The sequence below is a fragment of the Pseudidiomarina taiwanensis genome, assembly GCF_003987435.1.
Taxonomy (GTDB): Bacteria; Pseudomonadota; Gammaproteobacteria; order Enterobacterales; family Alteromonadaceae; genus Pseudidiomarina; species Pseudidiomarina taiwanensis.
Genome location: NZ_PIQG01000003.1, coordinates 130,204 through 145,614 on the forward strand (window position 1 = coordinate 130,204; position 15,411 = coordinate 145,614).

Here is a 15,411-nt window from a genome sequence, read left to right on the forward strand (position 1 = left end):
CTTGTAGCGCATATCGCACAACAAATCACCTCTTACCTGATTTGAAGGAATACGTATGTCATTTAAAAAACAAATACTCGGACTTATCGGCTGGTTACTTGCGTCGGTGCTAGTCTCCGTAATTGGTGGTTTAGGCTCGCTGAATGCACCGGTATTTTATCGTGAGCTGAACTTACCGAGTTGGGCTCCTGATGCTTGGTTGTTTGGCCCGGTTTGGACCAGTCTCTATACCTTGATGGCGATCGCCGCATGGTTAGTATGGCGCCAGGGTGGCTGGGAAAATGCCAAGCGTGCGCTTAACCTTAACGTAGCGCAATTAGCGGTGAACGCACTCTGGAGCTGGTTGTTTTTTGCGTGGTACCTCGGTGGTGTCGCCTTTGCTGAAATCATCGTGCTGTGGTTACTTATTGCCGCAACCATTCAGGCCTACTGGAAGCACCATAAAGTTGCCGCTATTTTACTCCTGCCATACTTAGCTTGGGTCACCTTCGCAGGCGCCCTGAACCTAAACTTATGGCTGAATAACCCGGGTGTGCTCTAAACCCGGGTATAGGGCTCGAGTAATTCTCGAATCAGTGGATGCGGGCGTTGCCTTGGCAGCGTCACGGCATAGAAATTCTCATAGACTTTCGGTAAATCAAACCAGCGCTGTAATAAGTTTTGGCGCAGCTCATCCCGCACCACGACCGCTGGCAATACGGCCAATGCCTTACTATCTCGCGCTAACAGTCGAAGCATAGCCATGTCATCTGCTTCAGCGGTGATAAAGGGCTCGATTTGTTGCTGCGCACAATAGCTATCAAAAGCAGGGCGCAGCGCTGAAGTTTGCGCGGGCACGACCCACGGGTGGCGCTCTGCAGCGAGCCGAATATCATCTAATTGTTCGAACTCAGCAGGGGCTACGACGGACACATGCTGGCGCGCCAACAACTGCGTTTGCCAAAGCCCTGCTTGTTCACTGGCAACATCAAGGTTGGTCAAAACCAAATCAAGTTGATGATGGCTCAAACTCTGCAGTAATTCGGTTTGGCTGCGGGCATACAACTGATAGGTGTGATCATGACGGTGTAAAATTGGGTCGATAAAACCTTCGATAAAGTTCCGTGACATACTGGCGAGCATGCCAATTCGCAGTGTTTGTGCACGCTCACCGCCTTGCTTGAGCATGCGCTCGAGCTCGGCCCCGCGTTGAAAGATATCCTCCGCATAGAGCAAAGTATCTTGGCCTAATTCAGTTAACACCAAGCGGCGTCCTTCGCGGCGAAAAAGTTGTGCGCCCATGCTGTGTTCGAGCTGCTTGATTTGCGCTGACAATGCCGATTGTGAGACAGCCAATTCATCGGCGGCTTGGGTCAAATGACCGAGCTTGGCCACGCGCCAAAAGTAATAAAGGTGGTGATAGTTTAAGCGACTCATGATTAATTGTTCTATAAAAAAGAATGATTAATCACAATATATGTATTTTACTTAAATGTCGAGTGGGCGCACAATGCTGCCCATAATAATTACAGGTGAGTAATCTTGATGAGCTGGCGAATCACACAATTACTTCTGAGCATACTGGGTCTTTCGGCGGTGACGATGACCTTAGTTTTCACTTTAACCGACCTGCTGCCGAGTCAGCAGCTTGCGCTATTTGGGTTTCGGTTCACCCCATTAAGCACCACTATGGTGGCGCTCATTAGCTTTATTGGCTGGGTGGTGACCCGTTATGCACAAACCCAATTTGCCGAAAGCATCGATGAGCAGCGGTTTCGCCGACGTTTATTCGCGACCATTGCGGCGATTCTATTCACCGTAATAAGTGACCACTTACTATTGTTTTGGCTTGGCTGGATAGCGGTGAGTAGCTCGCTTCACCAAATGCTGGTGTTCTACCCTGAGCGCCCCCGCGCAGTACTCGCGGCGCACAAGAAATTCATTTTTGCACGACTTGCAGAAACCTTGCTCGCCACCGCGTTTATTCTTTTTTATCTCGCTCATGGCACCGCCAGTATCGCCGAGCTGCAAACGGTCACGCTCACCCCACTGAGCTATACCGCAATGACCTTGTTGGCGATTGTCGCGCTAATGAAGTGCGCGCAACTTCCGGTGCATGGTTGGCTCTTGCAAGTTGTTGAGTCGCCGACGCCGGTCTCCGCATTATTACACGCTGGCATCATCAACTTAGGTGGTTATCTATTATTGAAGTTCTCACCTTTGTTGAGCCAAGCCATAGTCGCCCAATGGGTGCTACTCGTGGTCGCTGGCTTGAGCCTGTTGATTGCGGCGTCGGTTACCATGACTCGGGTCAGTATTAAAGTCCGCTTAGCGTGGTCAACTGTCGCGCAGATGGCGTTGATGTTGGTTGAGATTGCCCTTGGTCTCTATAGTATCGCCTTACTCCACTTACTTGCGCACAGCTGCTACAAAGCGTACGCCTTCTTGTCGGCAGGCAGCGTGGTGGACCAAGCGGAGCGTGCTACGCTAAGCGGCTATCAGTTGCCGTCTCTGGGTGCTTTTACGGTCGCCATACTGTTGAGCCTGATGATAGCGGCTGGCTTGTATGCAGTTGGCCTAATCACTGGATTGCTGGCACCTTGGTTGGCGGTCTTTATGGCACTGACCTTGTGGTTTGCAACCCAATGTCGCCGCCAGCAGCCGCTGCTTGCTCTGAAAGCAGTGTTCTGGGGCGTGTTTTGGTTGGCCTTGTATAAAGTGGTCAAGACGTTATTGGGTTACCTACTGCCAGAAGCGCAAGCTACCCTCACTGCACTGAGCGCCGCTGACCTATGGATTAGTTGGCTGCTGCTGATGGTCCTTACCGTCTACCTGGTGCTAAGTTATCAGCCCTACACAGCCTTTAGTAGCCGCTTATTTGTAGCTCTTAATGCCGGTTTTTACCTCGATGAATGGGCGACCCGCATGACCCTTTGGGTTTGGCCGATTGCCTTACCGCATCGGAGCACGCCATCCACTGAGGTCGCTTTGCACCAAAGTAATGGTGATACCCCATCACGTTCAGCAACTCAGCAAGGAGGTCACTAATATGGCATCAGCTTATCAAGAACCGGTCGCAAAGTTGCGTCACGTCGTTGCCGCGGTGGCCGCTCGGGTCGCGCCAACCTGGCCACTGCAGCGCAGTATTGCCGTGAACCCTTGGTGGGAATTCCGCGACCAAGCCATCGAGACCGTTGCGGCTGAAATGCAAGCCAGTCATCCGCTCTCAATGTTGATGCCGAGTGGTTATTTTAAGCAACAGTTCAATCAGCAAAAGATTACCGTGCAACATCTCGAAGCCGCATTTGCTGAGCAGCTGCCCGAGCAAACGTGGGGCACGGATACCTACCAGCAATTGCTTGATGCGCTCAACGAGGCACCTGAGTTCGAGCGTTGGTTGCCGCTGACAGATTTATTCGATGATGCCAACCCACGCCGTGGGGCGCTGACCTGGCACGATGAAATGGTGCATCAAGTGAGCCAGTTCTGTGCCATGTGGTGCCAATATCCAGAGCGTTTCCAGCGCGAGCAAAGTGAATTGCCTTTGGTCGAAGCTTGGCTGGATACCATTGTTCGTGACCGCGGCTTAGAGATTGTCGTCGGCGAGCGCAGTATTCGGGCGATTTTCCAGGCGGTTCCGCGCGATGCAGATAGTTTGTTTAATGTGCTGCGGAGTATGCTCCCTGAAGCAGACGAAACCTCATGGCAGCGTTATTGCCAGAGTCTGATTTTGGATTTAAACGGTTGGGCTGCAGCATTCGCATATCGGCGCTGGCAGCGCAACTTAGATGCGGCTGAAGCACCGCGCTATGACGAGGTCACTCAATTACTGCTGATCCGACTGATTTGGGAGTGGGTGTTGTGGCAATTTTTACTGCAACGCGAGGACGACTTAAGTGCGCGGGTCCGTGAGCAGTTTCAACAGCAGTTTGCTCAAGATGAGCAGCGTTTTGCTGCGATAAAATCAGCGCAGCAGCTGATGTGGGTCTGGCAACGTGCGCTAGAACTTAGTTATCAACAACCTTTTATTGAACAATTACAAGCGCTACAGCAACAGGCTAAACCTTCGCAACGTCCGAGTTTACAGGCGGCGTTTTGTATTGATGTGCGCTCAGAGCCGATGCGTCGTGCTCTTGAAGCACAGGATGAAAACATTCAAACCCTCGGTTTTGCCGGTTTCTTTGGATTGCCGATTGCGGTCGCCCAAGGCGAGCACCATGAGCGTGCCCAACTGCCCGGCTTGTTAGCGCCTCAGTTGTTAGCCAAGCAAGATATAGATAGCGCAACCTTCCAGCGCTTCCAGCGCGATGTGAGCTGGCACCGCGCTCATGATGCGCCTGCTGGCGCCTTCGGTTGGGTTGAACTGAGTGGCTTGGCGAAAGCATGGAAGATGCTGTTGAAGCATTTACGCCCAGAAGGGCAAGCGCGGGTGGGCGACCAAATTCTCCATCCCGGTAAGTGGCGCCTCGAGAAAAATGGCGAAACGCTCAACTCAGCACAATTGGCTGAACTTGCCGCCGGTATTTTAAAAGCCATGGGGCTATTTGAGAACTTTGCCCAAGCGGTATTGCTCGCGGGCCATGGCAGTTGTACTGAGAATAATCCGCATGCGGCAGGGCTTGATTGTGGCGCCTGTGGCGGGCAAACCGGCTCGGCTAACGTGCGGATCTTAGCGCAACTGCTGAATGATACAGATGTGCGCACCGAACTTGCCCAGCAGCATGGGATCGAGATTCCGAGTGACACGCGTTTTTATCCCGCCATGCATAACACCACAACCGAGCAACTTGAACTGCTCGAGGGTCGCGAGCAAGCAGCGCAATTACATTGGTATCCTTGGTTAGCGGCGGCCACTGCGGCAGCTGCGGCTGAGCATGTCGAGCGGCTACCGGCGGCTAATTCTGCAGCGGATATTTTGAAGCGCGCAGGAGATTGGGCGCAAGTGCGACCAGAATGGGGCCTTGTCCGCAATGCAGGGGTTATCTTTGCTCCGCGTCAGTTGATTAAAAGCTTGAATCTCGAAGGTCGGGTATTTTTGCATGATTATACCCACCAGTACGACGAAGATAGCAGCATTTTGACGCTTTTGATGACCGCTCCGATGGTCGTGACGCAGTGGATTAATATGCAATATATGGCCTCAATGGTCGCGCCGCGCCACTTTGGTAGTGGCAATAAGTTGCTGCACAATGTTGTTGCCGATGGCTTGGGGGTGTTTGAGGGGAATGCTGGAGATTTGCGGATCGGGTTGCCGCTGCAATCGATTCACGATGGTAAAGATTGGTATCATCAGCCGCTGCGTCTTTCGGTTGTGATTGCCGCCCCCCAAGAAAAAATCGATGCGATTATCGCTGCCCAGCCGGTGGTTGCCGATTTGGTCTTCAATGGTTGGTTACATCTATTGCAATGGAACCCAGAGACGGGCGCGATTGCGCGGCGCACGGGTCAAGGTTGGGAGCCATGGCAACAATAGCTTGGCACGGCATGCAGGTGGGTCTCTTAACCAAGCATGAAAAAGAGGCTATCATAGCGCCCATTATGGCAGAGGTGGGAATCGAATTAATTCACACTGATGCTTTTGATACCGATACCCTCGGTAGCTTTGATGGGCGCATTGAACGCACCTTGACTGCACTGGAAGCCGGCAAGGAGAAAGCGCGTCTCGCCGCTGAATTAACCGGCTGTGAAATTGGTCTGGGGAGCGAAGGAACCTTCAGTGCGGGACCGCTTGGATTAGGCCACGCACTGTATGAAATTGTGGTGGCGTATGCGCCTGCACAGCAGTGGCTTGCGGTCGGTCGAGCCTGGCAGATGCTTGAGCCACAGCCGGATCTCCGTGCGCACAAGTGCGCGCCGCGACGACCGATTATTGCCGCGGCGACGCGTGATTTATTAGTACGCTTGCAGCGTCCATGTCCGCGTTGTGGCACGCCTGATTTTAGTTTTGATGAGGCGATTGCGGGCTTACCTTGTGAAATATGTTTGTGGCCGAGTCAGCAAGCCAAAGCTTATCGAGCGAGGTGCCAGAGCTGCCAATATGAAGAATCAAAAGCCTGTGAAGGCAATGCCGAAGCGCGATTTTGTGAGAGGTGTAACCCTTAATGACCTTATTGTTGAATGCCAAACGGCAGGCGGATGTTGAACGCGCTGCGGCGATTTTACAAGCCGGTGGCACGGTCGCTGTACCGACTGAAACAGTCTATGGACTCGCGGCCAATGCTGCAGATCCAGCGGCGATACATAAGGTCTTTCAGGCAAAAAATCGGCCAACCAATCACCCTCTGATCGTCCATATTGGTACGATTGAGCAGCTGAGCGATTGGGCCTGTGAGATCCCTGAGCTTGCTTATCAACTGGCGCAACAATGTTGGCCGGGGCCATTAACCTTGCTGCTCAAGCGTCACCCGCGGGTATCCACTTTAGTCACTGGCGGGCAGGATAGCGTGGCTATCCGGATGCCGGCACACCCTGTTTTGCGTCAGTTACTTGCCGAGCATCGTTTGGCCGTGGTTGCCCCTTCAGCAAACCGCCATCAGCAACTCAGTCCAACTCGAGCCAGTGATGTGATGGCACAATTAAACGGCCGTATCGATGCGGTGCTTGATGGGGGGCAATGCCCAGTCGGGATTGAATCCACTATTCTTGATCTGCGTATGGTTGAGCAGGGTCAAGCGCCGCAAATCTTACGACCTGGCCCGTTATCGGCACGCTATTTGAGTCAGTTATTAAAGCGCGAAGTGCAGACCCTAGCCCAGCATAATGTTGCGGTTGCGGGTAATCAAAGTCGTCACTACCAACCCAAAACCCCCTTGTATTGGTGGCACCCTGGGCAAGCGCTTGAACCACGCCAACACCTTTTGAGCTGGCAGCCGTTGGCGCAAGTCGCAGCCGAACAACAAACGTGCTTAGGCAGCCAGGCGCAGGCTTATGCGCAGGCGCTTTATGCAACTTTAGCTGATTTGGACCAAGCAGAATTTGACTGCATTTGGGTGCAACCTTTACCGCTTGAGCAAGCGATTGGATCGGACCAGCAACAGATTTGGCAAGCGGTACAGAATCGTTTAGTGCGCGCGGTTCAAGCGACCGACTGAGTCTGATTCAGGCGATAGCCGACACCGCGGACGGTATCGATTTTGATGGTCGCTTCGGCATCTTCTAGTTTCACCCGCAATCGTCGAATATACACATCGACTATGTTCGTAAGTGGGTCTTTACTATCGCCCCAAACCCTATTCAATATCCGTTCACGCGAGAGTGCATGAGTTGGGTTTTGGAGGAACAAGCGCAGTAATTCGAATTCAATTTGGGTCAGCTCGAGTGGCTTTTCAGCAACCTGTGCCGTGTAAGCTTGCAGGTCAAGACAGAGATTTCCGGCCAGCAATTGCTGACTTGTTGAGTTGCCGTTGCTACCGCGGCGCCCAAGTGCATCGATGCGCGCTAGGAGTTCCTCGAAATCGAACGGCTTACCTAAGTAATCGTCAGCACCAGTGCGAAGGCCAAGAATCTTGTCATCGGTTTCAGCGAGGGCCGTCAGCATCAGCACGCGAACCTCTGGGCGTTGTTGGCGCAATTCATGTAGCACCGCTAGGCCATCTTTGCGCGGCAACATCCGATCTAAAATAATGACATCGTCGTTGCCATTTAAGGCCATTTCCAATCCAGTTTCACCGTCATATGCAAGGCGACAGGTATAGCCTTCAGAACTCAGGCCTTTTTGCAGAAAATCTGCGAGTCGTTTTTCGTCTTCAATGATCAGAATTTGCATATTAGCTCCGTGGCAACCGCACCCGCATGGTTGTTCCATGTCCGCTCTCACTGAGCGCTTCGATCTGCCCTTCATGGGCATTCACAATAGCCTTAGCAACGGCCAAGCCGAGCCCTAATCCTTGGTCGTCTGTTTTGCCCTGCTGACCTCGATAGAAACGGTCAAACACGAAAGGAAGATCATCGGCGGCAATACCAGGACCTTGATCGATGACATTTAATTCGACGGTATGCCCCTCGGCGCGGATATCTAGGGTGACGGCGGTTGCCTCAGGAGCATAGCGCAGCGCGTTTTCGGTGAGGATCACAATCAATTGGCGTAAGCGCTCACTATCGGCTGCAATACCCGTATTCCCTTGATGAGATACGTTAATGGTTTGTCCTGATTTAGCTGAGTGTTGCAGGTCGCGGGCAATATCTTCAGCCAGTTGCCCAAGATCCACGTGTTCGCGGCTTAAGCGTAAATTATTCGAATCGGCGCGCGCGATAAAAAGGAGGTCATCGACTAAACGGCTTAACGCAACCGATTGTTCAAGTACGCAAGATAACGCATCTCGATACTCATCACTGTCACGATCATCGCGGCGCAGGGCAACTTGCGCTTCACCTCGAATAATCGTCAGCGGCGTTCGCAATTCGTGGCTGATATCGGCTAAAAAGTTGCGCTTTACCATCGCTGATTTTTCTAACTCAGTATTGGCTTCGGTCAATTCGGCGGTGCGTTTAGCGACCATGTATTCCAATTCTTGCTGGGTTTGCTCACGCGATTTTGCTTGGCTTGCAAGCTGATCGGTCATTAAGTTAAAGGCCGCCGCAATTTGATCAAATTCGGCATCAAAGCCGCGCGGCACGCGATGGCTGAAGTCTCCCTTAGCGATCCGATTGGTCGCCTCAGTGAGCGCGGCAACGGGGCGACTGAGTGAACGCATCAGCCCGGAGGTTCGCACCACTGCAAATAGCACCGCCAATGCGGCAAGTGTAAAGGTGGCCCAAAACACCAGCATATGAATGTTTTCGATCCGGTCATTAAGGGTGTCGACGACGTTTGATTGGCGATTAACGGCCGTATTGATCGCCTCACGAAAAGCAATATCAATGCGTTCTTCAAGGATGAAACGGACTTGCTCGTTGTTTGCGTCGCTAGGGGTTGCTCGACTTAAATCTTCAAATTCATAAATGATGGCGTCGATGAGACGTTCTAAATCGTCGGTATCTTCAATGCTTCCTCGGGTAAACTCAGCCCCTAAAGCTTCCCGCTGCTGGACTTCTAAAACCCGAATGCGACCAAGAGATTCAGCAATCATCGCGCGCTTATTGCGCACTTCGGCTTGGTTGGCAAATTCACCAATCAGAATTTCGTCCGTGAGCTGTTTAAACAACCGATAGGAGGTGCTCGATAGCTGTAAATGCTCGTTGAGCAGCTGCTGAGCCATGTTCACTTGGCTAATTTGGCCTTGTGTGAGGCGCACAGAAATAAGCACCAGAATTGCCGCAGCAATGATGGTAGTGAGGTTGAGCACTGAGAAATGAATCAGCTTTTTCCGAAACATGAGAAATCTTTCCAAGCTGGCGCACAATCCGCTATGCTTTCGCTAGCTTTATGCAGGAATCGCAAGCGTAACCAAAAAGGTGAGTTATGTCATCTCCGACAGTAGAACAATCCGCGCGGCTGCAGCGCAGCACGTCTTTTTTTGGAGCCATTGTGCTCGGGCTCGGTTCGATTATTGGTACCGGCGCATTTGTCAGTATTGGTTTAGCAGCTGAGTTAGCGCATGGTCAATTATTAGTGGCGCTGCTGATTGCGGCTCTAGTCGCCACCTGTAATGGCTTAAGTAGTGCACAACTGGCCGCAATTCACCCAGTCAGTGGTGGCACCTACGAATATGGCTATACCTTTTTGAACCCACTCTTTGGTTTTAGTGCTGGCTGGTTATTTGTGCTTGCGAAAAGTGCTTCAGCTGCGGCCGCTGCTGTGGCCGTAGCTCATGTGACTGCCAGTTGGCTTGGCTGGGACCAAGAGTTTGTGCGGTGGATCGCGCTCGATGTGCTGTTGTTGATGACAATATTTGTTTTACTCGGACTGAAGCGCTCAAACCAGCTTAATACCGTCTTGGTGATCATCGCTATCGCTGGCCTGCTGCTGTTTAGCCAGTTTGCACTCACGGCGCCTGCGGCGCTTAAGGTGACAGCCGATTTGCAGCTCGGCCAGGTGGCTTGGAGCGATACTCTAGCCGCTGCTGCATTGCTGTTCGTTGCCTATACCGGCTACGGCCGTATCGCCACTATGGGTGAGGAAGTTCAGCAGCCACGGCGAACCATTCCACGAGCGATTATTGTCACTGTGATCGTTGTGACTCTACTCTATGGCTTGGTGGCCTGGGCCTTGTTGCAATTCCCGGATATTTTACCTGGCACCGCTAATTTAGCTGAGCGCGCGCGCGCGTTTGGTGCGGAAGATTGGCTCGTCACGAGTCTGATGATTGCTGCGACTCTCGCGATGGTTGGAGTGATTTTAAATTTGATTCTAGGGGTGTCGCGGGTGGTTCTCGCGATGGCGCGCCGCGGTGATTTACCCACGGGGTGGGCTAAGCTCAATAGCGATCGAACCTCGGCACCGCGCAGTGTTTGGGCAACCTTTATCGTGATGATCGGGTTCGCGGCAGCGAGTGATATTGCGCTGGCCTGGCAGGTCAGTGCCTTTACGGTTTTGGTCTACTACGGCATTACTAACCTAGCGGCGCTGCGGATCCCTGAGGACAAGCGTTTTGTTCCACAATGGGTGTCGATTATGGGTTTGGCGGGATGTCTGGGCTTGGCGGTGTTTATTGATCCGGTCATCCTTGCTACGGGTGGTGGTTTACTGCTTGTCGGTCTCATGTGGCATCTATTTCGGCAGCGAGCATAAAAAGGAGTCAGCCGATATGCAGTTATTCCTAGTTTATTTGGGCGGCAGTGCACCCGGAGCCCATATTGAGCTACACGATGTTCGCTTTGTGGTCGGTGAGACGATTGCAGAGACTTACCCACAGTTACGGCAGCAATGGTTCGGCAGCCAAACAGGCTTGCATATGGATAGCTATCTCGCAATTCACCATATTGACGGTTATCGGGTCAGTTTAAGAAAAGAGCCAAGCAAAGGCGATAAACGGCTGTTCTTCGTCAATTATGGCGGCTATTTTATGGGGCGCATTCCTGAGTTTCATGACTTCACGTTATGTGTGGCAAAAGATGCCGCTGAGGCAAAACAAATTGGCCGAGCCCAGGTGGCTCAGCGTGGTTTAGCGGGCGCCGACGAACTCCATAAAGATGATTTGCTCGAAGTGGATGATTGTCTGGCCTTAGATTTACTCGACGGCTGGTATGTGCACTTAGAGCACGATGGTGGCCAGCAAGCGCTGCATCCAGATTGGGCAGGGTATCAACCCTTACCCTAGAGTTAACTTATGAACAGGTTGCGGTACATGCGCTCGGCGTAATCATCGGTCATGCCGGCGATGTAGTCACACAAAATGCGATCTGCCTCAACTTGACCGCCGTACTCCATCGCCGCCTGCCAACGGGCGCGCGTATTGTGCGGCAGTAACCGTTGTGGCTCGCTGTGAAACGCAGCAAATAAATCCAGCAACATATTCTGGCTGCGATAGCGCAATTGTTGGATGTTCGGTTGATTGATGACGTGTTCAAACACCACCGCTTTCAGACTATTAAGCAAAAATTGCTGCTGCGCAGGCAAGGTGGCGTTGTAGCGGATCAGCGGCTCTTCAGCTTCCGGTAAGACTTGCTCAAGCCGTACTGCGGTAACAAAAATATTCACCAAGGCGCCAATCGCGTTCTTACGTAAGTAATGCTCACTCGCAAACAGTTGATCGCCGAGCTGTTGCATCAATCCACCCAACTCAGGCTCGAGTTGTTCGATCACATTATCAAGGTGAGCATGCCACTGCATTTCGTTTAAAGTGCCCGTGACCACTGCATCCTCGAGGTCATGCACGCCATAAGCAATATCATCAGCAAGCTCCATCAAAGACGCATCAAGTGCTTTATGGCGTGACTTCTGCCATGGTGCCTGCTCGAGTAAATCAACCTGTTGAAATAACTTGCGATCGGCCTTACTGAGTGGGGCTAAAACCCAATCGAGCAGGTCAGCATCTGCGGCAAACAGTGCTTTGGGTGGCTTCCATTGCGATAAACTGCCGGGCTTATCTAAGTTGGTCGGTGCCTCGAGCGCTGGCATCAGGACTGGATATTTGAGCAGTCCAAGCAAGGTACGGCGGGTCAGATCCATACCGTGATCAGGGTGATAGGCCTCGAGTTTGCCGACGATACGAAAGGTTTGTCCATTGCCTTCAAAGCCGCCAGAGCCAAGCATTTTAAAGTGCAGCGCGGCTTCGCCACCATGCCCAAACGGCGGATGCCCAATATCATGGGCTAAACACAGGGTTTCCATCAGGTTTAAGTCGGGGAGCAGGGCGCTCAATTCACGATCACAGACTTGCTGCAGTTGGTTAATAAGTGATGAACCAATTTGCGCAGCTTCAAGGGAGTGAGTGAGGCGGGTGCGATAAAAGTCGTTTTCGCCCACATTCATAATTTGTGTCTTTGACTGCAATCGACGAAAGGCTGCTGAGTGAAGCACTCGGGCGCGGTCACGTTGCCACGGTGAACGTAAATCACCGGGGCGTTGCAGTGGACTGTCGGAGCGGCGCTGCTGCCAAACACTCATGGTATCGGACCCCAGTTTAGTCGCGGAAGTTTTCAAATTGCAGTGGCTGTTCAATATCTGATTGCTTTAACAAAGCAATTGCGGCCTGCAAGTCATCGCGTTTTTTACCCGTTACGCGGACTTTATCGCCTTGAATGCTGGCCTGCACTTTCAATTTGTTATCTTTTAGTAACTTGATGATTTTTTTGCCCAGCGGCTGCTCAATTCCTTGTTTAAAGGTGAGTGCCAAACTAAAGGTTTTGCCGCTGTGGGTGGGCTCTGCAGGGATATCAATACCAGCCAGACTGATGTTGCGCTTGGCACAGTGGTTATTAAAAATATCCTGAATTTGTTGGACTTGGAAGTCGGATTCCGAGGTTAATGTAACCGTTAACTCTTGCTGTTCAATTTCTGCGTGAACCCCGCGAAAATCAAAGCGATTAGAGAGTTCACGGCGCGCATTATCGACCGCATTTTTAAGTTCAACTTGATCAATTTCTGAAACGATATCAAAGCTAGGCATATGATGATCCGCTTATTTTATCCTGCATAGAAGTGGTCTAAATTAGTTCTATCTTATCAAGCTATCCTCATGAACACTATGGAAAATAATGCACTCGCCACCGAAGTGGCCCAGCTTCGCGCTATCGTCGACGGTAGCCACATGGGTTCATGGATGTGGAATGTGCAAACGGGTGAAGTCGTCTTCAATGAACGCTGGGCAGAAATGTTCGGCTACACCCTAGAAGAACTCCAACCGGTCAGCTATGCAACTTGGCAAAAATTATGCTTACCCAAAGACCTCGCCATATCCGAGCAGGCGCTTGATGATTATTTCAACGGCAAAGCTAACAAGTACAGTACCGAAGCGCGCGTTCAGCATAAAAACGGTGGCATTGTTTGGATTCGTGATACTGGGCTCATCGCAACCTATACCAGCGAGGGTAAGCCAGAGTGGATGTGCGGTGGTCACGTCGATATTACTGAGTTTAAAGAAAACCGTATGGCGCTTGCTGAGTCCCGCGAGCGCTTGCAAAAAATCGCCGACAATATGCAAGGTACCCTTTACCAGTTTGTAAAAAGACCAGATGGTAATGTGGCTTTTCCGTATGCATCTTCTGGTATTAAACTCATTTATGGCGTAACTCCGGAACAAGTAAAAAATGACGCGACGGTTGTATTTAAAGCCATCCACCCTGATGATCTTGCTCGAGTCGAGCAATCAATAGAACAGTCCTATCAGACACTCGAGCCGTGGGAGTGTGAGTATCGGGTGATTGTTGAGAATCAAGTTAAATGGGTTTACGGACATTCAACGCCAGAGCGTGAAGCTGATGGTACAGTGCTTTGGAATGGTTTATTGATAGACCAAACCGAACGGAAACTGCTTGAGAAACGCCTGGCGCAAACGCAGAGTCAGCTAGAGGCGGCCCAGCGCGTTGCACACTTGGGCTATTGGCAAGCAGACGTCAATACGGGTGAGATGGAATGGTCGGAAACTCTGTTCTTAATTTTAGAGCAAGACCCACTGCGTTTTAAACCAACAGTGCATGATTTTTTAGGTTTAGTCCACGCCAGTGATCGAGACAAAGTTCGGCGAGGTTTTGAGCCAGGCTATCCAGGGCATGAATTTGATTTTAGGGTTGTGCTTAGAAATCAAGAGATTCGTTGGCTGAGACAATGGGGGCTTATTCACCAGAGCAAAAGTGATCCTCATCTCATTCGCGGTACCTTACAGGACATTACCGAACGTAAAGAATTGGAGCTAATGTTACTTGAACAGTCAACCCGTGATTCGTTGACTGGACTCTATAATCGTCGTTATTTTATGGATTTTATTGAGAAGCGGTTTAGCTCCAATCGAGCAGCGGATCAGAATATATTTAGTATTATTAGCTTCGATTTTGACCACTTTAAGCGGGTGAATGATAATTATGGTCACCTCGTGGGTGATGAAGTCCTTCGAGTCATTGGTCGGATAGTTTTCGATACCATCAGAGAAACCGAGATTGCTGCCCGTGTTGGTGGTGAGGAGTTCATGATTTATGTCCCCGGGGCATCTGCAACTGAGGCTGCCACGCTAGCTGAAAGATTACGACAAAAAGCCATGAAACACGAGTTTTTGGCGGATCAAACCAAGTTTACGGTAACGATCACTTGCGGTGTCGCAGAGCGTCAAGTGACCGAGCGTAACTTCCAAGAACTGCTCGGCCGAGCTGACCGAGCACTGTATAAAGGCAAAGAGTCGGGCCGCAACAAAGTCGTGATTGCGGAACCCTAAGTTAACTTCTGCGCCGTTTCAGCTTCTTCTCAACCTGCTGCAAAAGCGCCTGAATTTCACGCTTACGCTCTTGATCTGCAAGTGGTCGCGTGGGTCGTGCGGGGGCAGCTAAAGCACGCTGTAAGTGCTTCTTCGCAGCTTTATACTCGCCCTCTTCGTAAAGAAACTCACCGTAAAAATAGTTCGGATCGATACCATTAGGGTTTACCGCTAAGGCTTTCTCGAGATGTTCACGAGCTAAATCATCATCGCCAAAACCAAAAGGCCAACCGGGAACTTTGTAATAAAGGGTACCCAGGCTGGTATGGGCCGAACCGTCCAAGGCATTTTCGTTAAGTTGCAACGCCTGTTCGAGTGAGGATTTTGATTGCTTGGCTAAATCGAGTGCGCCGAGCCCTCCCACAACGCCAGCTTCGGTGCTTAGCACGATACCTTGCCAGATGTAGGCTTCGGCCCGATCTTGATGTTGTGAGGTAAAGCTTTTTACGCGTGCTTCGAGCTCTTTAAACGCTTGCTCTTGTGCTTCGTCGCGCAGTTGATAGTTGGCCTGAGCCCAAGCTTGTTGGATCTCAAGTAATTCAGTTTCAAAACTTTGCGGTTCTGCTTTTGCTGCACCGAAATAGCCCAACAGGGCTGCAAGTGAGAACAACACTGATTTGCGAGGGGAGATTCTAAAGTTTCTCAT

General features: G+C 51.3%; 14 protein-coding genes. 8 read left to right on the forward strand and 6 right to left on the reverse strand.

From position 1 onward, the window contains the following. Nucleotides 1-55 precede the first annotated feature (55 nt). Nucleotides 56-541 carry a TspO/MBR family protein gene (locus CWI83_RS07385; RefSeq protein ID WP_126827655.1) on the forward strand — a complete coding sequence of 162 codons (486 nt, stop codon included), beginning with the start codon at nucleotides 56-58 and terminating at the stop codon, nucleotides 539-541. Here the strand turns inward: CWI83_RS07385 and CWI83_RS07390 are convergent. Then, nucleotides 538-1,416: a LysR family transcriptional regulator gene (locus tag CWI83_RS07390; RefSeq protein WP_126827657.1), complete on the reverse strand. Its 879-nt coding sequence runs from the start codon at nucleotides 1,414-1,416 to the stop codon at nucleotides 538-540. The genes CWI83_RS07385 and CWI83_RS07390 overlap by 4 nt on opposite strands. A gap of 108 nt (nucleotides 1,417-1,524) precedes the next feature. Here CWI83_RS07390 and CWI83_RS07395 point away from each other — a divergent pair, with 108 nt between their 5' ends. Genes CWI83_RS07395 through CWI83_RS07410 form a run of 4 tightly spaced genes read left to right on the forward strand, consistent with a single transcriptional unit; the run spans nucleotide 1,525 to nucleotide 7,070 of the window. After that, a complete protein-coding gene (locus CWI83_RS07395; RefSeq protein WP_126827658.1) occupies nucleotides 1,525-3,027 on the forward strand; it encodes an NADH-quinone oxidoreductase subunit L in 1,503 nt (500 codons plus the stop codon). A 1-nt stretch (nucleotide 3,028) separates the two neighbouring features. Beyond that, nucleotides 3,029-5,452 (forward strand): DUF2309 domain-containing protein, encoded by a 2,424-nt coding sequence (locus tag CWI83_RS07400; RefSeq protein WP_157980381.1) that lies wholly within the window; start codon nucleotides 3,029-3,031, stop codon nucleotides 5,450-5,452. Continuing rightward, nucleotides 5,440-6,081, forward strand: a complete 642-nt coding sequence (locus CWI83_RS07405) for a DUF6671 family protein (protein WP_126827662.1) — start codon at nucleotides 5,440-5,442, stop codon at nucleotides 6,079-6,081. The genes CWI83_RS07400 and CWI83_RS07405 overlap by 13 nt, the downstream gene beginning before the upstream one ends. Further along, nucleotides 6,081-7,070, forward strand: a complete 990-nt coding sequence (locus tag CWI83_RS07410) for an L-threonylcarbamoyladenylate synthase (RefSeq protein ID WP_126827664.1) — start codon at nucleotides 6,081-6,083, stop codon at nucleotides 7,068-7,070. Before CWI83_RS07405 ends, CWI83_RS07410 begins: the two co-directional genes overlap by 1 nt. Here CWI83_RS07410 and CWI83_RS07415 read toward each other — a convergent pair. Together CWI83_RS07415 and CWI83_RS07420 are read right to left on the reverse strand one after the other, a co-directional pair. Continuing rightward, entirely contained in the window at nucleotides 7,055-7,744 is a 690-nt protein-coding gene (locus CWI83_RS07415) for a response regulator transcription factor (RefSeq protein ID WP_126827666.1), read from the reverse strand. The genes CWI83_RS07410 and CWI83_RS07415 overlap by 16 nt on opposite strands. Nucleotide 7,745: 1 nt before the next feature. Continuing rightward, the gene (locus CWI83_RS07420; protein WP_126827668.1) at nucleotides 7,746-9,293 is read right to left on the reverse strand and encodes a sensor histidine kinase; all 1,548 of its coding nucleotides are present in this window, start codon (nucleotides 9,291-9,293) and stop codon (nucleotides 7,746-7,748) included. A gap of 86 nt (nucleotides 9,294-9,379) precedes the next feature. On the opposite strand from CWI83_RS07420, the gene CWI83_RS07425 reads away from it, so the two are divergent. Both CWI83_RS07425 and CWI83_RS07430 read left to right on the forward strand, forming a co-directional pair. Next, nucleotides 9,380-10,648, forward strand: coding sequence for an APC family permease (locus CWI83_RS07425; RefSeq protein ID WP_126827670.1), 1,269 nt, complete (start codon nucleotides 9,380-9,382; stop codon nucleotides 10,646-10,648). A gap of 16 nt (nucleotides 10,649-10,664) precedes the next feature. Continuing rightward, nucleotides 10,665-11,177 carry a DUF1543 domain-containing protein gene (locus CWI83_RS07430; protein ID WP_126827672.1) on the forward strand — a complete coding sequence of 171 codons (513 nt, stop codon included), beginning with the start codon at nucleotides 10,665-10,667 and terminating at the stop codon, nucleotides 11,175-11,177. Between the two features lie 2 nt (nucleotides 11,178-11,179). On the opposite strand, the gene CWI83_RS07435 is transcribed toward CWI83_RS07430, so the two are convergent. Together CWI83_RS07435 and CWI83_RS07440 are read right to left on the reverse strand one after the other, a co-directional pair. Beyond that, nucleotides 11,180-12,466: an anti-phage deoxyguanosine triphosphatase gene (locus CWI83_RS07435; RefSeq protein WP_126827674.1), complete on the reverse strand. Its 1,287-nt coding sequence runs from the start codon at nucleotides 12,464-12,466 to the stop codon at nucleotides 11,180-11,182. 16 nt (nucleotides 12,467-12,482) lie between these two features. Then, the gene (locus tag CWI83_RS07440) at nucleotides 12,483-12,968 is read right to left on the reverse strand and encodes a YajQ family cyclic di-GMP-binding protein (RefSeq protein ID WP_126827676.1); all 486 of its coding nucleotides are present in this window, start codon (nucleotides 12,966-12,968) and stop codon (nucleotides 12,483-12,485) included. Nucleotides 12,969-13,037: 69 nt separating this feature from the next. Here CWI83_RS07440 and CWI83_RS07445 point away from each other — a divergent pair, with 69 nt between their 5' ends. Then, nucleotides 13,038-14,726 (forward strand): sensor domain-containing diguanylate cyclase, encoded by a 1,689-nt coding sequence (locus CWI83_RS07445; protein ID WP_126827678.1) that lies wholly within the window; start codon nucleotides 13,038-13,040, stop codon nucleotides 14,724-14,726. A 1-nt stretch (nucleotide 14,727) separates the two neighbouring features. Here CWI83_RS07445 and CWI83_RS07450 read toward each other — a convergent pair whose 3' ends face one another. Further along, complete coding sequence (locus CWI83_RS07450) at nucleotides 14,728-15,411, reverse strand: tetratricopeptide repeat protein (RefSeq protein WP_420849393.1); 684 nt, start codon at nucleotides 15,409-15,411, stop codon at nucleotides 14,728-14,730.